The organism is Hymenobacter baengnokdamensis, assembly GCF_008728635.1.
GTDB lineage: Bacteria > Bacteroidota > Bacteroidia > Cytophagales > Hymenobacteraceae > Hymenobacter > Hymenobacter baengnokdamensis.
In genome coordinates this window covers 2,875,040-2,892,567 of sequence record NZ_CP044285.1, presented here as the reverse complement: position 1 = coordinate 2,892,567, position 17,528 = coordinate 2,875,040, and the positions used below count along the sequence as shown (strand labels likewise).

Genomic DNA, 17,528 nt, shown 5'->3' with positions numbered 1-17,528 from the left:
GAGGCAGTCGCGAAAGCAGCGTGGCACGCCGCTCCCCACCCGCTGCCAAAGCCATCGCGGTGGGAGAAGCCAGGGCAGCGTGCCACGCCGCCTGACTTATATTAAATTTATTGAATATTAAATCAGCTGTCCCAGCCCGCTCTCGGCCTGCTGCCGCACGGCCGGAAGCACTGCGGGCTGGCGGGCCAACTCCTCAAGCTGCGGCACGGCGCGCTTTTCGCGCAGAGTCACCAGAGCGTCGATGAGGGTAATCTGCACGTTGGGGTCGGTTTGCAGCGGCAGGGCTTCAACCAGCGCCGGCCCTACGCGGGGGTCGGCCCGCAGGCGCACCAGCGCCTCGCAGGCGGCCAGCCGCACATTGGGGTTCGGGTCAGTGTCCAGGGTATGAATGAGGGTGAGCACAGCCGGGTCGTTGGGCTCCACTACCATTGCCGGGGCCTGGCTCACCAGCTGCAGGCGCTCGCTGGCCGTGGCCGGCTGCTGCCGCGCCGCCGCCAGCCGCACCGATAAGCTAGGCTGCTGGGGCTGCGCAGCCTGGGTATTTTGTGCCAGCGGCGGGGCCACCGGCCCGCCGCGCAGCAGCAGCCCCAGCACCGCGCCTACTGCCACCAGCGCTACGCTGGCCGCCACGCGCAGCCACTGCTGCGTAACTGCCAGCACCCGCTGCGGGCCCGGCTGCGCCTCTTGCATGGCGGCACTTTGCAGCGGCTGGCCGCCCCGTGCGGCCGTCAGCCCGGTCGGCGAAGCGGCGGCCAGCTTTGCCTTCTCCTCGTGCAGCAGGGCCTGAAAGTCGTCGCGCATGGTCAGCGGCGGCAGCTCGGCGGGTAGCGCGTCGAGGTCGTTGAAGAGCTGGCGCAGCTCGGCCAGCTCGGCCTGGCAGGCCGGGCACGCGGGCAGATGTGCGGCCAGGTGCGCCGCTTCGGGCGGCAGCGGCCGGCCATCGGCCAGGTCGGGTAGCCAGGCCCGCAGCTCGGCACAGGCCGGGTCAGTCAGGTGAGAATTACTAGAGAAGCTCATTATTAATTATTAATTATTAATTATTAATTATTAATTGTTACTATTTTAGCTTAAATAAATCTTTCTTAGCGCGTCAAGGGCCCGGTGGGCTTTAACCCGCGCCGCGCCGGCAGTACAGCCCAGCTGTTCACCGATTTCGGCGTAGTCGAAGCCCTGGAAGCGGTGCAGCAGCAGCACCTCGCGCTGGGCGGCGGGCAGCAGGCCGAGCGCTTCGTGCAGGGCCTGGTGCTGGTCGGTGGCTGCTCGCTGGGCCTGGGCGGCGCGGCCGTGGGCGGTGGTTTTTTCCACTTCTTCCAGGTCGGCGGTGGGGCGCTGACGCTGGTAGTGGTCGGCCCACACGTGGCGGGCCAGCTGGTACACCCAGGCCCGGAAGGGCTGGCCCGGCTGGTAGCTGGCGCGGTAGCGCAGCACCCGCACAAATACATTCTGGGTCAGGTCCTGGGCCAGGTCGCGGTCGCCGTTGGCCAGGCGGGCCAGGAAGCCAAACAGTGGCCCGTGGTAGCGCTCAAACAGCCCGGTCAGCTGGTCGAGGTCGCCGGCCTGCACCTGGGCCATCAGGGCTTCATCGCTGAGAAAAGTAGCGGTGGCAGGCGGCATGGGGGCGACGTTGAAAAGGCCAGGGGAAGCAGGTTTTGCAGGGAGTACCGGCGAAGTAGCCATTCGTTACAGCGAGGTTAGAGTTTTTTCAGAAAAACCAGCAATGGGGCGGCTGGCCCATAAAAAGTGGGCCGGCTATCTGCTATCCAGACAACCGGCCCACTTTCTTATAGCCTGCTAAACAAGCGGTTAATTCTCGTCAATATTGATGTTATAGGTTGACGACTTGCCTTTGCTGCCGGCGGGCTGGTTCAGCAGCTTGCGGTAGCGCTCCACCTGAGCGGGCGTGAGGGCTTTGCCATTTACCCGGCCTCCCTTGTCGTTGAGCTGAAAGGAAAAGCTGCGGTCATGCTGGCCGATGAGGCCGTCGTGGCGTAGCGCATCGCGCAGCTCGCCCGTTTTGGGGGCGGGTGGTGCCGGGGGCGGAGGCGGACCCTGAGGAGAGAACGGCGCTAGCGGAGCCAGTGGAGCACGCGGCGGCCGGGGCGGCTGCGGCGCACGGGGCGAGCGGGCAGCGGGGCCATCCAGCGCCCGTAGCTCAGCTTCGGCGGCGGCAATGCGAGCCCGCAGCTCGGCACGGCGGGCATCAGCCTCGGCGCGGTTAGCATCACGCTCGGCGCGCTCAGCTTCGCGCTCAGCGCGGTGGGCGTCGTCATCACCCGCGAGGTTGCCCTGGCCATCGGCCCGCAGATGGTATAGGTCACCACGCTTACGGAACTCGATATGCACGCGCGGGTCCACGTGGCTGGCGGCGGCGCTATTCAGGTTAAAATGAAACTCCTTGAACTCACGGCCGTTGTCGGACCACCGCAGCCTGGCGCTGCTTTTATCCAGCTTGCGCAGCTCCTGCTCCATTTGCTGGCGCTGGTCGGCCGTCAGGTCCGGGTTGCGCAGCGTTTCACGCAAACTCCGGCGGGCGCTTTCCAAAGCCTGGCGGGCTACGCCATCGGCCGAGAAATTAAAGCTGAACGACTGATTTTCGGGCTGCTCAAGACGCTCTGGCCTCATTGGCCGCTCGAGGCGCGTTAGCCCATCGCGCGGGTCGGGCACCCGCACTACTTCTACGGTTTTCGCCACTTTGCCGTGCTTGGCTTTCTTGCCGGGGGCCGTGGTTTCAACGGGCTGCCCATCTACCAGCAAACTTACTACGCGGCCCTTCTTGTCTTTTTCGAGCACCACCGTGCTGGCTCCGCGCCGGGGCGGCCCCTGTCGAAACCGGCGCGGCTGGTCGTCGGCCTGGTCATCGTGGTCGTCGTTACGCTCTACGCGCACAATTTTTTCGGTGTGCCGCACTGTATCGCCCGGCACGGGCGGTGGGGCTGGCACTGCGGGTGGCGCGGAAGCAGCCACCTTGCGGCGGGTAGTATCGACGGGGCTGGCCACCGGACTAGCGGGGGCCGTCTGGCGCTTGCCCAGGCTCGCAGTGGCCCGCTCGGGGCTGGCGGCCAGCACCACGCCGGTGCTCAGGCCCAGCAAGCCCAGTAAGGTCAGCAAACCAGCCAGCAGCCCCTCGCCTACCGTGGGGGCCTGGGGCCGGCCCAATGCCAGCCGCCGCACCCGCGCCAGCAGAGAGCCGCGCCCGCCCGTGCCCGTGGCAGCCAGCGCCAGGCGCGGCGCAGCAACAGTCGCCGCTTCCAGCTCGGCCAGGGCCGCCAGCGCCCGGGCCACCCGCAGGCGGTCGCCGCCGCAGAGGGCAGCGGCCTGGTCGTCGCAGCAGTTTTCGCGCTCGGCCCGCAGGCAGTTGGCCATAAACCACACGGCCGGATGGTAGAAGAACAGTACCTCCACTACAGCCAAACCCAGGTTTAGCAGATAATCGCGCCGGGCTATATGCGCCACCTCATGCGCCAGCAGGGCTTCGAGCAGTGCCGGGCTCAGGCCCGCTACGGCGCCCAGCGGCAGCAGTACCACGGGCCGCAAATGCCCCAGCACCAGCGGGCCGGCCACCCGCGCCGATTCGAGCAGCGCCACCGGCCGACGTAGGCCGGCCCGGTGGGCCAGCGCCGTCAGGCGCTGCTGCCAGTCGGCGCCCAGGGCCCGCGTACCGGTGCGGCGCAAGCGCCCCGCGTAGAGTAAACCGCCCAGTAGCCGGCCGCCCATTAAGAGCAAGCCTAGCAGCCAGGCTGCTACCAGCACCGGCAGGTAAGGCTCGCAGCGGTGGCCGGCCACGCGCAGCCAGGCTGCCGGGGCCAGCCGGGCCGAAACTGCGGTGGGCGCGGCAGCTTGGCCTAAAGACTGGGTCGAATATTCAGAATAACTACTATTCCGCACTATTGCAGCAGCTCCCGGCCTCACGACCAACGACACGGCCACTGGCTGCACCACCGGCGCTTGCTGGTAGTAAAACCCGAACGTGCCGGCTACCGCGAGCGCCAGCATAGCCAGCGCGCCGGCCGCCACTGTGTAGCGCAGCTCGGCGCGCTGGCGGCGCAGCAGCGGCAGCACGCCGGCCAGCACCAGCGCCAGCACGGCCCCCTGCCACAGCGAGTGCAGCAGCGCGTAGCCCAACGCCCGCACCAGGGCGGGCGACAATACCTCTCTAAGCAGCGGGAGCGTCGTCATGGGGAGTAGCGGTTGACTGGTTAGCGTTTTGAATCTCAATGTCATTGAGCAGGCGCCGAATCTGGGCCAGCTCGTCGGGCGAGGTGCGGCGGTGGCCCAGTGCCTGCATTACCAGCTTCAGGGCCGAGCCGCCGAAGGTGGCCTCCACGAAGCGGTCGAGAAGCAGGCCCTGGGTATCCTGCTCGCGCACGGCCGCCCGGTAAATGTGACTGCGGCCTTCGTCGTCGCGCTGCACCAGTCCCTTTTCCAGCATCAATTGCATGATTTTCAGGGTAGTGGTATAGCCAACTTCGCGGTGCCGGCTCAGCTGCTCGTTTACGGTGCGCACCGTAGCCGGGCCGTGCTGCCAGAGCACGTGCAGAATCTCCAGCTCAGAATCCGTAGGTTTAGGGGGGGCTTTGGGCATAGGTTAGGGCGAAAAAGTTTCGTACGAATTATTTCGTAGGCCAAAGATTATACGAGAGGCTTCGTACTTGCAAAAGCAATGTACGACAAATTTCGTATAACAAAGCAATACCTTGATAGTCAACCGCATTATTTTCTAATGGGCCGTGTACTCTCTGCCGCCGTTGTCAGGTGAAAGTGAGCTGCCGGCTTTTTGCCGACGGTCCGCTTGTTGCCGGAACGGCTGGCGCACCCGAGAAGCGGACAGCCGGCAGCGCGCCCCCGCCCCAATCCGGGAACTGCTCTGGCTGTAAAGAGAAGCGCTCTGCTTCGCGCCTGGTTAGTTGCTGCCTTGCTTGCGCGTCAGCGTAACGCGTGCCCGCTGGCAGATGCCGCCCACCGGCGGGTTGAATTTCGACACGCTCACCCTTCCCTTGCGTACCTGCGGAAATTCACTCATCAGGCGGTCGAGGATGCGGTGGGCCAGGTGCTCCAGGAGGCGGGCCGGGCGCTGCATCTCTTCGAGCACAAGCCGGTAAAGCACCTCGTAATTAACAGTTTCGGCCAGCTTATCGGAGGCGCCGGCCGCGTGCAGGTCAGTTTTCAGGTACAGGTCGATGCCGTACTTATTGCCGATTTTCTGCTCCTCATCATAATAGCCGTGAAAGGCAAAAAATTCGAGTCCTTCAAGTGCAATCTGGCCCATCTGTCTGAACCGCGGATTTATCGGATTCGTCGGATTAACCGGATTTTGGTGACGAATCCCTTTCGCGGCCCTAAAAGTAAAGGGCTGCCCGTTGGGCAGCCCTGCATACGTCATCAAAAAATAAAGAGCTACCGGACTAAAAGCGCACTGACATCCCCAAAATCCGGTTTAATCTGACGAATCCGATAAATCCGTGGTCTATATTTCGTCAAAAAACGACTTCTCCCCTATCGGCTCAGGCTGCGCTGCCATACCGGGATGAGTAGTACGCTCGGGCTGCTGAATTTCGGGCCGGCCGGGGCCAATCGGGCTGATTTCGGGCCGCGCCGGCTCCACATAGGGCGAGGGCGGCGAGGGCACCGTTTCGGGGCCGGGCTGGTCGATGCGCGGCGCGGGCGCAATACCGGGATTTTCGGCCGGCGCGTGGGGCCGCTCAATATCGGGCGTAGGCGCCTGGCCGGGGTCGGGCTGCTGGCCCGGCTTGGGGTTGTAGCCGGTGGGTGCGACTGCTGAGGGCGGCGCATCCTGCCCGGCGCGGGCAGCGGGGGCAGCACTTGGGGCAGCAGCGGGAGCCGAAGCAACGGCCGCTGCCGAAGGGCGGGAAGAAGCAGTGGTGACGTTCATATCGGGGGCAGGGCTAGGTTCGGGCGCGGCCGCTTCATCGGGCCGCTTTACCTGTACGCTGCCGGCCCGCGAAAGGATAGCCGCTGAGCCATTTTTGGGGCGGGTTCGGGCGCGCTCCACTTTTTCGAGCGCATCGGAAGCCAGGTGGTGTAGGTCGCGCACCAACGCATCAAGCTGCTGCTCAAGGCGCTGGCACTCCTGCCCCAGGCCACCAACTTCCTTCTGCATATCGGCTACGGTGCTAGTGGCTGTCTGGTAAGCTTCTTCCACAATGGCGCGGGCGCGCTGGCGGGCTTCCGCCAGCGTTTGCTCGGCCAGCAGCTGGGCCTCGCGGCGGCGCAGGTCGGCATCGCGCTGGGCCTGCTCGGTAATGGAGTTGCCGGTGTCCTCGGCCGTTTTCAGGGTGCGGTAGAGCGAGCTTTCTACCTCGCGCATCTTCTGCACATCCTGCTGGGCGTGCTCCAGCTTGAGGCGCAGCTCGCGGTTTTCGTCGCCCAGGCGCTCCCACTGCTGCGACACCATGTTCAGGAAAGCCTGCACTTCGTCCTTATCAACGCCCCGAAAGGATTTTTCAAACGTCTTCTGCCGGATATCGAGGGCGGTAATTTTCATAAATTCAGGAAGCAAATAACAAGGAGCGGGTGACTACGAATGCTTAATGAGGGCAGCGCAACAGTAAAAACGGAACCTCAGCCCGGGCGCCGCGCACAAAAACTATTCCTACTCACTGCCCACTGCAACCTGCCACACGGCCAGGCTTCGGTCATCGCTGCACGAAACTAGCCGATGCGGGTTGCCCGGCCAAACCAATTTATTGACCGACGTGCCGTGGCCGGCCGTGCGGGCCCGGTCCAGCACCCGCAGCAGAGCCAGGCTGGCAGGGTCCCAGAGCTTGATGCTCTTATCGAGCGAGCAGCTGGCCAGGTAGCGTCCATCGCCGCTAAAAGCCAGGTGATTGATAGCGTACATGTGGGCTACTATACTATCGGCCAGCGCGTAATCCTGGGTAGTATCGTAGCGCCGCAGGTGCGCATCGCGGCCGGCCGCCAGCAGGTGGCGGCCGTCGGGGGTATAGGTAAGCGTAAAAACGGAATTGGTTGCTTCGGACAGCGAGTTTTTTATTTGCAGCGAGTCGAGGTCCAGCACGTAAACCTTCCAGTCGGAGCTGCCCACGGCCAGCTCGTGGCGGCCTTCGTGCAGGGCCAGGCAGCGCAGACTTTTAGCGCTTAGGCGCAGCAGGTGCTCAAGCCGGAAGTCGGAGCCGCGCAGCACGGCCAGCGTGCCATCACCCAGGGCGCAGTACAGACGCTGGCGCGTTTCCGAATATACTATATCGAAGATGGCCACCGGCGGCAGCGCCGTGGCGAAGGCGAGTGTTTTGCTCGGCAGGTCAATAGCCTGCACGCCCTGAAAATTGTGGCCCAGCAGCAGCAGCCCGCGGCCGGGCAGCTCGCGCAGGGCATACACCGAATTCTCGACCCGCGCCAGCAGCTCGCCGTCGGCTTCGGGCCGGGCGCTGTCCCAGGCCACTACCATGCCATCGGCGCTGCCCGAAAAGATGCGGTCGGAGTCGGGCCGGCCGGCCAGGGCGTACACCGCGTCGCGGTGCCCGGCCAGGGTGCCAATGCGGTGCGCGGTGGGGCGAAGCGGCGGAGTAGTAGCGAGCATAGCTCCTCAAAGGTCGGGCGCCGCGGCGGTATCCGCTTTAGCCGGGGCCGCCCTACCTTCGCCGCTGCTCGTTTCGTTATGCCACTTCACGCTATTACCGCCCTGCCCGGCGGCGCTCACCTGGGCCTCTGGCACCTCACCGAAGCGCCGGCCGCGCTCTGGCTTCAGCTCGCCGATGCCCCGGCCTACGTGCTGCTGCTGCCCGCCCGCGCCGATGGCCTGCGCCAGGCGCAGTGGCTGGCCGGCCGGGTGCTGGTGCAACAGCTGTTGGCGGCTACCGCCACCCCGGCTTCACCGCTGCGCAATGATGATACGGGGCGGCCCTTTCTGGCCGGGCCGGGCCGCCCGCCCGCCGTATCGCTGTCGCACTCCGGCGAGTGGGTGGCGGCTCTGCTGGCTCCGCCTGGCACGGCCGTCGGTATCGATGTAGAAATAGTGCGCGATAAAGCGCAGCGCATTGGACCCAAGTTTCTAAACCAGCATGAAATAGCTTGTTTACCCAATATTCACCTGGCAAACTCCGACCCGTGCGCTGCTTCGATAGCGCTATTTAGCCTGCTTTGGAGCGCCAAGGAAACGCTTTATAAGCTGGCGGGCCGCCGGGGCATTATCTTCCGCGAAAACCTGCTGCTCGACCTGCCGGCCGGGCCCTGGCCGGTACCCGGCCGGCTGTCCGCCCGGCTGAGCTTAGCCACAGGCATTTCCCGGCACCAGATTTGTTATCTTCGGCCGGCAGCCGGCTACGTGCTCACGTACTGCTACCAGCTTGCTTCTTCCTAAATCCTTTACCCGGCGCTGGCCCGTATCTCCTCTGCTCCTTTCTACCCTCGTCATGTCTTTTCGTAAACTTCCGGCGTTGCTGGCTGCTGCCCTGCTGCTGGCTACCGTCACGGTGGGCACCGCCTGTGCCCAAGGGACCGTGGGCGATTTTACGGTGCAAAAAAACGGCGGGGGCAGTGCCTCGCTGAGTGCGTATAACGGCCAGAAGGCAGTAGTAGTCATCTTTCTGAACCCGGCCTGCGCCTACACGCGCCTCTATCAGGAGCGCCTCTCGGCCCTGCACACTGCTTTCGGCGGCCGGGGCGTGGAGTTTATGTTTGTTAATGTGCCCATCAACCTCGACACGAACGAGGGCGGCGGGGGCGGCGCGCTGGCTACTTTCACCGACGATGGCGCCGCCAGCACCGCGCTGGGCGTGAGCAAGACCACCGAGGCCGTGGTGCTCCAGCCCGCCGGCTCGGGCTTTGCGGTGCGCTACCGGGGCGCTATCGACGATAACCCCCAGGTAGCCAGCGGCGTGCAGCAAGCCTACCTGCATCAGGTACTGGATAACCTGCTGGCCGGCCGCCCGGCCGGCGTAGCCGACAAGCGGGCAACCGGCTGCCTCATCAAGCGGTAATTTCTATACAAAGCGGGTGATGGGCGCATCTGCCCGGCCACTGGCTCAATCGGCCGGCATTAGGTCCAGGCCCAACGCTTTTACATCGACCCAGTAAATATCGCCCAGCCCATTGCCGGGACTGGTAAGCCGGTGATGCAGCTGGGCGGCCGTTTCGGGCTGCGCAGGCGCTACGAAAGGCAGGCTGCGGGCGCTGGCAAAGAAAAAAGCCTTGCCATCGCGGGTTATTTTAGGCGAAAACTCGATGCTCGATGAGCTAAACGGCATGGGCAGGCGGCGGGCCGGCTGCCACTGGCCGCGGCGGCGATAAGCCAGGTAGAGGTCGGCATTGCGCAGGTCGGCCGGGCGGCCCGCCATAAAAATCAGGAAGCGCTCCTGCGGGTCAATAAACGGCTCGTATTCATGCCCCGCCGTGTTAATGGCCGGCCCCAGGTTTTCGGCGGCGCCAAAGCCCGTGCCCTGCGGGGCACAACGGTAAAAGTCGGAGCCACCCTGCCCACCCGGCCGCTTCGAGCCAAAATACAGTGCCCCCTGGTCGGTGAGGGTCGGGTAATATTCGTCCTCCGAACTATTAACCGGAGCCGGCAGGTGCTCGGGCGCGCCCCAGCCGGTGCGCGTGCGGTGCACACGCCAGATGTCGGTGTCGCGGCGGGCCGAATCGCCGGCCTGTACCGGCCGGTACGACATAAAATACAGCGTGCGGCCGTCGCGCGTGAAAAACGGGTCCGCATCCAGGTAGCGGCCCGAAAAAGGCGCCACTACCGGGGTTGTCCACTGCCCCTGGCGGCGATACGAAAAGCACAGCGTCCAGGTGCTCATGTCGGGCGCGCTTTTCAGAAAGCACAGCGTGTCGCCGCTCGCCGTGAAGGCTGGGTGCGACTCATACTCGCCGGTGCTGATGATACCGGGCGCAAAAATCTGCGGCTGCTGGGGCAGCACGGGCTCGCCCGGCAACACCAGGGAGCCTACTCCCAGGCAACTAAGCAACATAGCGGCGCGCATCATTACAATAGCCGGATTACGCAGCCAAAAATAGTCGGGCTGCCCATATAAAGCTACGGTGCGGCAGGGCTTTAGCCCTAATCTTCGTCGGTATCGGGGCCCAGCTCGTCCTGCTCAAGTAAGATGGCCAGCAGCTGCGACACCTCGGCTGCCTTGGCCGGCTCCTGCAATTTCTCGAAGCCAACCTGCAGATTGCGCATGGCACGGCGCACAATATCGAGATGGGTGCAAGGCTCGTAAAACGACTCCTGCGAGGTGATACCGAGCTGGCCCACGTAGTGCTCAATATCTGATTTTGACAATATAACCCCCGGTTGTAGCAGTTGATGTAAAACGGCAGCACGGGCTTGCCGTGCTCATCCTTAAAGAGCTGGTAAGTCAGCACAAATAAATTGGGCAGGTTCACGCCAAAAACCGGCAGGTTGAGCCGCTGCGCCACGAGCAGGTAGATAACGCCCAGCGACAGCGGATTGCCGCGCTTGGTTTCGAGCACCCGGTGCAGCATGGAGTTGGCCGGCGAGTGAAAGTGCTGGGTATTAGCCGAAAACTTATGGTTGCGGAAGATGACGTGGTTGAGTATCTGCACCTGGTCGGCGGGGTGCATCTCGGGGCGCAATAACGTCCAGGCCTCGAAGCGCAGCTGCTCAATGGCCCGGTTAAGCGCCTGTAAGTCAGCATCGGGGTACTGATACGAATTGAGCAGCCACATGCCTTCGAGCAGGTCGTGCGCGCCCGAGTCGCGCCACACGCGCAGGCGCTGCTGCACGCCCTCAAACTGCAGCTGGTGAATGAGGTCTTCGAGCCGCTGCTGCTGCTGGGGGTCGAGGGTTTCTTCCCACGATTCTTCCAGAAACGGAATAATGGCCTCGCCCAGATTCTGGATTTCTCCCTGAATCTGAGGAGCGATTTCCGGGTCGTCGAGCAGCGAGATGAGGGCTTTGATTTCGTTGGTAGTCATGCAGGCAAATTCGGCCCCTGGCGGGTGGCGGGGCTGAATTTAACACCAAAAATCACCTTTTTTGTTCAGCTCGCCAGCCCCGGACTTTCTCACCACCCTAACTCGCCAGTTGATAAGCCGTTAGCGCCCCAGGTTGGTTTTGGCCATTTCGAGCAGCTCGCTGCCGCGGCCGTTCATCAGCGCTTTGAGGGCGTACAGGCCAAAGCCCTCGGCTTGCGCGGCGTCGATGCTGGGCGGCATACTCAGCTCCTGGCGCTTCACTACGGCATCTACTATTACGGGGCCGTCGTGGGCCAGGGCCTCGCGCAGGGCATTTTCCAGCTGGGCCGGGTCGCTCACGCGCAAGCCTTTGATGCCGGCCGCTTCGGCCAGGCGGCCGAAATCGGGGTTGTCCATACTGGTGCCGTACTCGAGAGTACCGGCCGCTTTCATTTCCAGCTCCACAAAGCCATAGGCGCTGTTATTGAAGATGATAACCTTGACCGGGACCTTTAGTTGCCGCAGGGTCATCAGCTCGCTCAGCAGCATGGTGAAGCCACCGTCGCCGCACAATGCCACTACCTGCCGGCCCGGAAAAGCCAGCGCCGCCCCAATTGCCTGCGACAAGGCCCCAGCCATGCTGCCGTGCACGAAGGAGCCCAGCAGGCGGCGGCGGCCATTCATGTGCAGGTACCGGGCGGCCCAGATAGTGGGCGTGCCCACATCGCAGGTAAAGATGGCGTCGTCGGCAGCCAGCTCGTCGAGCAGGCGGGCTACGTATTGCGGGTGCAGGCTGGTATCGCCGGCCTCGCCGGTGGCCAGCTCGGCCAGGTGCTGCTCGTCTTGCTGGTGGCGCTGCCGGGCCGCTTTCAGGTGTGCGTCACTGCTGCGGGCTCGCAACAGCGGCAGCAGCTGGCGCACCGTCTCGCCCACCGAGCCGTGCAGGCCCACCTCTACGCGGGTGCGGCGGCCCAGGTGCAGCGGCCGGGTATCGACCTGCACCACGCGGGCATCGTCGGGGAAAAACTGGCGGTATGGGAAATCGGTGCCCAGCATCAGAATGCCATCGGCCTCCATCAGCGCATGGTAGCCGGCGGGCATGCCCAGCAAGCCGGTCAGGCCCACGTCAAACGGGTTATTGGGCTCGACGCACTCCTTGCCGCGCAGGGCGTGTACCACGGGCGCTTGCAGCGCCCCGGCTATCTGCAGCAGCTCGGCGTGCGAGCCCGCGCAGCCGATGCCCGCCAGAATCGTGACCTTTTCACACTCGTCGAGCAGCTGCGCGGCCCTGGCCAGTTGGGTTTCGGCGGGGCGCAGGGCGCTTTCGTGGCCCAGGCTGGGCAGGCGCGGCGCGGGCGCTTCGGCTTTGAGGTGGGCTACATCGCCCGGAATAACTACCACGCCCACCCCACCCAGCCCCAGCGCCGCCTGAATGGCCGACTCAATAACGCGCACCGCCTGGTCGGGCCCGGCAATCACTTCGCAGTAATGGCTGCACTCCCGAAAAATGCGCTCGGGATGCGTCTCCTGAAAATAGCCGCTGCCAATTTCGGCGCTCGGAATCTGGGCGGCGATGGCCAGCACCGGCACCCGCGAGCGGTGGCAATCAAATAAGCCATTGAGCAGATGCGTGTTGCCCGGCCCGCACGAGCCGGCGCACACGGCCAGCCCGCCCGTCAGAAACGCTTCGGCCCCGGCCGCAAACGCCCCGGCTTCCTCGTGCCGCACCTGCACAAACTCGATGCCCTCGCGGGTCCGGATAGCATCAGTGATGCCATTGAGCGAATCGCCCACCAGGCCAAACACGCGCTTGACTCCAGCAGCTTGCAGGGTATCGACAAGGATTTCGGAAATGGATTTCTGGGACATAAGATAAGCCTGGCAGAAGCGGTCAAAAGCGGCTTTCAGGCTTACGGGCGTGAGCGTCTTTGCGTTCCGCCCGTATAGGCAATTCTTCCTACTTCATTTGAAAGGCTATGAATCGTTTAGAAGGAAAAACCGCCGTTATCACCGGCGCCGCACGTGGCATCGGCCGTGCCATTGCCGTGGCTTATGCCCGCGAGGGGGCCGCCATTATGGGCATCGACCTGGCCGCCGAAGTCAGCCACACCACTGATTACCCGGCCGCCACGCCCGCCGACCTGGCCGAAACCCAGCGCCTGGTAGAGGCGGAAGGTGGCCGGTTCGTTCCGCTTACGCTCGATATCCGCAACGTTGAGGCGCTGCGGGCAGCCGCCCGGCAAGCTCAGGAAATATTCGGAAAATTGGATATTCTGGTTGCCAATGCGGGCATCCAGGTGTTTAGGCCGCTGCTGGCCATGACCGACGAGCACTGGCACGATGTCATCGACACCAACCTGACCGGCACGGCCAATACCGTGCGCGCTTTTGCCCCGCTCATGGCCGAGCGCAACCAGGGCAGCATTATTGTTACGGCTTCGGGCCAGGGCAAGAAAGGCTTCCGCCACGGCAGCAGCTACGCGGCCTCCAAATGGGGCATTATCGGGTTTATGAAATCGGCCGCTATTGACCTGGGCCAGCACCATATCAGGGTAAACGCCCTGGTGCCCGGCCTCATTGCCACGGCCATGACCATGAACGACACCCGGCTGCGCGAGGCGTATCAGGACTACCGCTCCGACCCGCCCGAACCCCTTACCACCGAGGTAGTTGCCCAGGTGCGGGGCCAGCGCACCGCCATGCGCCTGCCTTGGCTCGCCCCCGAAGACCTGGCCCCGATGGCGGTATTTCTGGCCTCCGACGAGGCCCGTCACATCAGCGGCGCCAGCTTCGACGTCGATGCCGGCGACAGTGCTCTGTTCACGGCTTAGGCTTCACAAAGCCTTCACAAGCAAATAAAAAGCCGCTGGCATTCGTCCACTGGCCGAGGTTTCGCGTATGGGTTTCTGGTAGTTTTTTAGCGGTCGTCAGGCCACTTTATTTTCCACTTTATTTTGTATGGCTGCTTCCCAATTTCTCTTCGCCACCGGCATCGAAAACAGTTACCCAACCATTCAGAACGGCAAGGTGCGCCAGGACGAGATGGAAAAATGCGGGCACTACAAATTCTGGCAGAAGGATTTTGACTTGGTGCAGGAGCTGGGTATTGAGGTGCTGCGCTATGGCCCGCCCATTCATACTACCTGGATGGGGCCGGGCAAATACAACTGGGATTTTGCCGACGTGACCTTCAACGACTTGCTGCGGCGCAACATCCTGCCCATCGTGGACTTATGTCACTTTGGGGTGCCCGACTGGCTGGGCAACTTTCAGAATCCTGATTTTCCGGCGCTGTTTGCGCAATATGCCAGCGATTTTGCCAAGCGCTTTCCGTGGGTGCAGCTCTACACGCCGGTGAATGAGATGTACATCTGCGCCGAGTTTTCGGCCCTGTACGGCTGGTGGAACGAGCAGCTTAGCAGCGATAAGGCATTCGTGACGGCTCTTAAAAACATTGTCAAAGCCAACGTGCTGGCCATGCACGCCATTCTGGCGGTGCGGCCCGATGCACTGTTTATTCAAAGCGAATCATCGGAGTATTTTCATGCTTCTAATCCGCAGTCTATCAAGCCGGCAGAAATTCTGAATGCCAAGCGCTTTCTGTCGCTGGACCTGAACTACGGGCGGCGCGTCGACTCCGATATGTATGAGTATCTGCTCGATAACGGCATGACGCGCGACGAGTACCACTTCTTTCTGGATAATAATCTCAAGCACCAGTGCATTATGGGCAACGATTATTACCGGACCAATGAGCACCGCGTGCGGGCCGATGGCAGCACCGTGGCATCGGGCGAAATATATGGTTATCACGTTATTACGACCCAGTACCACGACCGCTACCAGCTGCCGGTAATGCACACCGAAACCAACCTCTGGCAGGGCCCCAACGGCGACGAGGCCGTGTTCTGGCTCTGGAAAGAATGGGCCAACGTGCTGCGCGTGCGCAACGACGGCGTACCCATCGTGGGCTTTACCTGGTATTCGCTCACCGACCAGGTAGACTGGGATACGGCGCTACGGGAAAACAACAATAACAACAATCCCCTGGGGCTCTACGACTTAAACCGCAATATCCGGCCCGTGGGCGAAGCCTATAAAAAGCTCATCAGCCAGTGGAAAGAAGTGCTGCCCACCCAGACTGCCTGCCTGCAAATGCCCATCATTATGCCGCAGGATAACAACGAGGCCTGGGCCAAACAGCAAAAAGCGGCGGCCCAGCAAGTGCTGAGTCAGCCGGGCGCGTCCAACGCTAACACGTCGCTGCAAGACCTGCATTAAGCTACATAGCCTGGCCTCCGTGCGCTGGCGCATGCTACCGTTTCTACGTACCACGCGCGAACTCTCCGGGTTCGCGCTACACCTCCCCAATTTATGCGTTTTCAGGATAAAGTTGTCATCATTACGGGCGGGGCCAGCGGCATCGGCCTGGCCATTGCCAAGCGAATGGGCTCGGAAGGAGCTCGTATTGTGCTGGCCGACATCAATCAGGATAATCTAAACAGCGCCGCGCCCGAGGTAAAAACTGCGGGCGCGCCCGATGTGCTGACCTGCATGTGCAATGTGGCCCAGGAAGACCAGGTAATTGCCACGGTGCAGGCTACCCTGGCCAAGTTTGGCCGTCTCGATGTGGTAGTAAATAATGCTGGCCTTATGCAGTTTAAGGCACTTGATGAGCTCACCGGCGACGACTGGCTGCGGGTGCTGAGCGTCGATTTGCTGGGGGCGTTTTACTTCACCAAGCAGGCTTTTCTGAACATGAAGCCGGGCGGAAATATCGTGAATGTGGCGAGTATCCACGCCATCGCCACCGAGGCGCTGGTGGCGCCCTACGCGGCGGCCAAAGCCGCCGTACTCTCGCTCACGCGCTCGTCGGTGATTGAGGGCAAGCCCAAAGGCATTCGCACCAACGTGGTGCTGCCGGGCGCCATCGACACGCCTATGCTCTGGAATAATCCCAACGTAAAATCGGGCGTCGAGAAAATTAACCCTAGCGACGTAGGCAAGCCGGAAGACATCGCCGCCGCCGTGGCCTACCTGGCCTCCGACGATGCCGCCTTTGTGCAGGGCGCCGAGGTGCGCGTGGATGGCGGGCGGCTGGACCACTTGTAGTGGTTAAGACTCCGGAGCCGAAGCCAGGATTTGCTTGTTAACAACAGCTACCGTCGTGCTGCGCGCAGCGCAGCACGACGGTAGCTGTTGTTGCGTGCTGCCTACCCACTCCAGTGCAGATTTAGCTACCTTTTACTAGCTTACCCACCCCGGCAAACTGCGCTGGCCTAAAACTCCAGAAACACCGGCCCCAACCCGGCTTTCGGGACTTTATAAGTCTTCAGGAACGCTTTTAACGCGGCCGGGTCGTGCTCAAAGGCCAGCACCTCGGCCGCCAGCTGCCGGATTTTCTGTTCCAGCTGCGCCTTTTGCCGGGCATAGTCATAGTCCATTGCGGCGGGCGTAGGCGTATAGTAATAAGGCTTGCCGGTGAAACCCGACAGGATTTCCTGCTCCCGGAACATGGCTTCGTCGAGCTCGCGGGCCTGCTCTTTGAGGAGCTTATTGTAGTAGTGCAGCTGGTCTTCGGCCAGGTTTTCGAGGTGGGTCTGGTCGATGCGCTGCAATTCGAGCTGGAGCCGCAGCAGTGTCAGCAGCTCGTTGGCTTCGTAGGCCGTCGTCACCTGCTTCATCAGCTCGGTTTTGCGGGCTTTTTCGGTTTCATCGGGTTCGAGGTCGGGGTGCAGAGCCTTCACCAGGTCGCGGTAGAGCGTACGCACGGCCTGGGTAATATTTTGCTCCTCCGCCTGTTTTTTCTCTTCGGCCGCCTGCTGCCTGGGGCTTTTCTTACGGCTGGCCCGCCGCTCGGCGCGCTCGGCTTCTTCCTGCTCGTAGGCGGCCTGCTCAGTGGCCATTTTCTGGTGCAGGTAAGCCTGAAACTTTTCGGGCGTGCTCACGTCGGCATCAGCGTCGAACTCGATGCCAAACTGCCGGCTGAACAGCTGCTTCATCATCTCGGCCGTTTGGGCATCGGCCGCAGCAGCTTCTTCGGGCGTTTCGGGCTCCTCGTACTTATCGAAGATGGGTTGCAGGTCGGGATGGCCTTTTTGCAGCAGGTCGTAGCAGCCATCGAGCAGCAGCGACACGATTTTCGTCCGCTCGCCTTTGGTCAGCTTATACGTGTCGTGGGCGCGGTCGAGCATACGCACCAGGTCGGCCCGCACCTCGTTGTGTCGGGCTTGCAGGGGTCGGTACTCGTTCTGCACGCGCTGGCGCAGCCGGGTCGCCGCTTCCCGAAACTCGGCCACGTCTTTTTCCAGCTTGGAAATGCGCTTGGTGAGGCGGTTGAACTCCTTCTGCGCCTTGGAAAGCGCCGGGTTATCGGCGCTGGTCGTTGGGATGTGTACGAGTTGGGGCTTGGGAGCAGCAGGTTTTTTAGCCATAAGGCAGCAGAGTAAGGTAGCTTCAGCGCAAGCAAACTTACGGATAGACCTGCTTTTTTTGCTGATAAAAAGCTTAGTGCCGCGTAGGTTCTTTGTTGCTAATCGGCGCGGTACGGACTTGCCGCTGGCGCGGCAGTGGAAGCACAGCCTATACGGTAATTTGGGGTAGTACTGGCTATTACTGGCGCGAGTTTAGGC

The 17,528-nt window shown here is 62.6% G+C and carries 16 protein-coding genes; 5 read left to right on the top strand and 11 right to left on the bottom strand.

The genetic code is table 11. The features are described 5' to 3' along the window. Positions 1 to 117: 117 nt before the first annotated feature. The 7 genes from F6X24_RS12370 to F6X24_RS12340 all read right to left on the bottom strand — a co-directional run bounded on the left by F6X24_RS12370 (position 118) and on the right by F6X24_RS12340 (position 7,558). On the bottom strand, positions 118 to 1,017 hold the full coding sequence (locus F6X24_RS12370; protein WP_151088299.1) for a HEAT repeat domain-containing protein: 900 nt from the start codon (positions 1,015 to 1,017) through the stop codon (positions 118 to 120). 45 nt (positions 1,018 to 1,062) lie between these two features. Then, positions 1,063 to 1,614, bottom strand: coding sequence for an RNA polymerase sigma factor (locus F6X24_RS12365; RefSeq protein WP_191906308.1), 552 nt, complete (start codon positions 1,612 to 1,614; stop codon positions 1,063 to 1,065). A gap of 189 nt (positions 1,615 to 1,803) precedes the next feature. After that, on the bottom strand, positions 1,804 to 4,176 hold the full coding sequence (locus F6X24_RS12360) for a M56 family metallopeptidase (RefSeq protein WP_151088297.1): 2,373 nt from the start codon (positions 4,174 to 4,176) through the stop codon (positions 1,804 to 1,806). Further along, positions 4,154 to 4,582, bottom strand: a complete 429-nt coding sequence (locus tag F6X24_RS12355; protein WP_151088296.1) for a BlaI/MecI/CopY family transcriptional regulator — start codon at positions 4,580 to 4,582, stop codon at positions 4,154 to 4,156. Before F6X24_RS12355 ends, F6X24_RS12360 begins: the two co-directional genes overlap by 23 nt. Before the next feature lie 318 nt (positions 4,583 to 4,900). Beyond that, entirely contained in the window at positions 4,901 to 5,266 is a 366-nt protein-coding gene (gene folB, locus F6X24_RS12350) for a dihydroneopterin aldolase (RefSeq protein WP_151088295.1), read from the bottom strand. A gap of 198 nt (positions 5,267 to 5,464) precedes the next feature. Then, a complete protein-coding gene (locus tag F6X24_RS12345; RefSeq protein WP_151088294.1) occupies positions 5,465 to 6,502 on the bottom strand; it encodes a DivIVA domain-containing protein in 1,038 nt (345 codons plus the stop codon). Positions 6,503 to 6,610: 108 nt separating this feature from the next. After that, positions 6,611 to 7,558 (bottom strand): WD40 repeat domain-containing protein, encoded by a 948-nt coding sequence (locus tag F6X24_RS12340; RefSeq protein ID WP_151088293.1) that lies wholly within the window; start codon positions 7,556 to 7,558, stop codon positions 6,611 to 6,613. Positions 7,559 to 7,636: 78 nt separating this feature from the next. Between F6X24_RS12340 and F6X24_RS12335 the strand changes: the two genes are divergently transcribed. Both F6X24_RS12335 and F6X24_RS12330 read left to right on the top strand, forming a co-directional pair. Next, positions 7,637 to 8,338, top strand: coding sequence for a 4'-phosphopantetheinyl transferase family protein (locus F6X24_RS12335; protein WP_151088292.1), 702 nt, complete (start codon positions 7,637 to 7,639; stop codon positions 8,336 to 8,338). A 52-nt stretch (positions 8,339 to 8,390) separates the two neighbouring features. Then, a complete protein-coding gene (locus tag F6X24_RS12330; RefSeq protein ID WP_151088291.1) occupies positions 8,391 to 8,957 on the top strand; it encodes a redoxin domain-containing protein in 567 nt (188 codons plus the stop codon). Positions 8,958 to 9,002: 45 nt separating this feature from the next. Here F6X24_RS12330 and F6X24_RS12325 read toward each other — a convergent pair whose 3' ends face one another. From F6X24_RS12325 to poxB, 3 genes are all read right to left on the bottom strand, one after another. After that, the gene (locus F6X24_RS12325; protein WP_191906307.1) at positions 9,003 to 9,947 is read right to left on the bottom strand and encodes a PD40 domain-containing protein; all 945 of its coding nucleotides are present in this window, start codon (positions 9,945 to 9,947) and stop codon (positions 9,003 to 9,005) included. A 28-nt stretch (positions 9,948 to 9,975) separates the two neighbouring features. Beyond that, positions 9,976 to 10,917, bottom strand: coding sequence for a transglutaminase-like domain-containing protein (locus tag F6X24_RS12320; RefSeq protein ID WP_317132482.1), 942 nt, complete (start codon positions 10,915 to 10,917; stop codon positions 9,976 to 9,978). Positions 10,918 to 11,037: 120 nt separating this feature from the next. Then, positions 11,038 to 12,765, bottom strand: coding sequence for a ubiquinone-dependent pyruvate dehydrogenase (gene poxB / locus F6X24_RS12315; RefSeq protein ID WP_151088289.1), 1,728 nt, complete (start codon positions 12,763 to 12,765; stop codon positions 11,038 to 11,040). A gap of 107 nt (positions 12,766 to 12,872) precedes the next feature. On the opposite strand from poxB, the gene F6X24_RS12310 reads away from it, so the two are divergent. From F6X24_RS12310 to F6X24_RS12300, 3 genes are all read left to right on the top strand, one after another. Continuing rightward, complete coding sequence (locus F6X24_RS12310; protein WP_151088288.1) at positions 12,873 to 13,727, top strand: SDR family NAD(P)-dependent oxidoreductase; 855 nt, start codon at positions 12,873 to 12,875, stop codon at positions 13,725 to 13,727. A 127-nt stretch (positions 13,728 to 13,854) separates the two neighbouring features. Continuing rightward, the gene (locus F6X24_RS12305) at positions 13,855 to 15,177 is read left to right on the top strand and encodes a family 1 glycosylhydrolase (protein WP_151088287.1); all 1,323 of its coding nucleotides are present in this window, start codon (positions 13,855 to 13,857) and stop codon (positions 15,175 to 15,177) included. Positions 15,178 to 15,270: 93 nt separating this feature from the next. Further along, complete coding sequence (locus tag F6X24_RS12300; protein WP_151088286.1) at positions 15,271 to 16,008, top strand: SDR family NAD(P)-dependent oxidoreductase; 738 nt, start codon at positions 15,271 to 15,273, stop codon at positions 16,006 to 16,008. A 167-nt stretch (positions 16,009 to 16,175) separates the two neighbouring features. On the opposite strand, the gene F6X24_RS12295 is transcribed toward F6X24_RS12300, so the two are convergent. Continuing rightward, a complete protein-coding gene (locus F6X24_RS12295; protein WP_151088285.1) occupies positions 16,176 to 17,330 on the bottom strand; it encodes a J domain-containing protein in 1,155 nt (384 codons plus the stop codon). Positions 17,331 to 17,528 lie beyond the last annotated feature (198 nt).

What these genes read in the sequence shown, in the direction of transcription:
- F6X24_RS12340 (WP_151088293.1), bottom strand. Translation starts at nt 7,558, where the DNA reads ATGCTCGCTACTACTCCGCCGCTTCGCCCCACCGCGCACCGCATTGGC.
- F6X24_RS12325 (WP_191906307.1), bottom strand. Translation starts at nt 9,947, where the DNA reads ATGTTGCTTAGTTGCCTGGGAGTAGGCTCCCTGGTGTTGCCGGGCGAG.
- F6X24_RS12330 (WP_151088291.1), top strand. Translation starts at nt 8,391, where the DNA reads ATGTCTTTTCGTAAACTTCCGGCGTTGCTGGCTGCTGCCCTGCTGCTG.
- F6X24_RS12355 (WP_151088296.1), bottom strand. Translation starts at nt 4,582, where the DNA reads ATGCCCAAAGCCCCCCCTAAACCTACGGATTCTGAGCTGGAGATTCTG.
- poxB (WP_151088289.1), bottom strand. Translation starts at nt 12,765, where the DNA reads ATGTCCCAGAAATCCATTTCCGAAATCCTTGTCGATACCCTGCAAGCT.
- F6X24_RS12365 (WP_191906308.1), bottom strand. Translation starts at nt 1,614, where the DNA reads ATGCCGCCTGCCACCGCTACTTTTCTCAGCGATGAAGCCCTGATGGCC.
- F6X24_RS12300 (WP_151088286.1), top strand. Translation starts at nt 15,271, where the DNA reads ATGCGTTTTCAGGATAAAGTTGTCATCATTACGGGCGGGGCCAGCGGC.
- F6X24_RS12335 (WP_151088292.1), top strand. Translation starts at nt 7,637, where the DNA reads ATGCCACTTCACGCTATTACCGCCCTGCCCGGCGGCGCTCACCTGGGC.
- F6X24_RS12370 (WP_151088299.1), bottom strand. Translation starts at nt 1,017, where the DNA reads ATGAGCTTCTCTAGTAATTCTCACCTGACTGACCCGGCCTGTGCCGAG.
- F6X24_RS12320 (WP_317132482.1), bottom strand. Translation starts at nt 10,917, where the DNA reads ATGACTACCAACGAAATCAAAGCCCTCATCTCGCTGCTCGACGACCCG.
- F6X24_RS12310 (WP_151088288.1), top strand. Translation starts at nt 12,873, where the DNA reads ATGAATCGTTTAGAAGGAAAAACCGCCGTTATCACCGGCGCCGCACGT.
- F6X24_RS12295 (WP_151088285.1), bottom strand. Translation starts at nt 17,330, where the DNA reads ATGGCTAAAAAACCTGCTGCTCCCAAGCCCCAACTCGTACACATCCCA.
- F6X24_RS12360 (WP_151088297.1), bottom strand. Translation starts at nt 4,176, where the DNA reads ATGACGACGCTCCCGCTGCTTAGAGAGGTATTGTCGCCCGCCCTGGTG.
- folB (WP_151088295.1), bottom strand. Translation starts at nt 5,266, where the DNA reads ATGGGCCAGATTGCACTTGAAGGACTCGAATTTTTTGCCTTTCACGGC.
- F6X24_RS12305 (WP_151088287.1), top strand. Translation starts at nt 13,855, where the DNA reads ATGGCTGCTTCCCAATTTCTCTTCGCCACCGGCATCGAAAACAGTTAC.
- F6X24_RS12345 (WP_151088294.1), bottom strand. Translation starts at nt 6,502, where the DNA reads ATGAAAATTACCGCCCTCGATATCCGGCAGAAGACGTTTGAAAAATCC.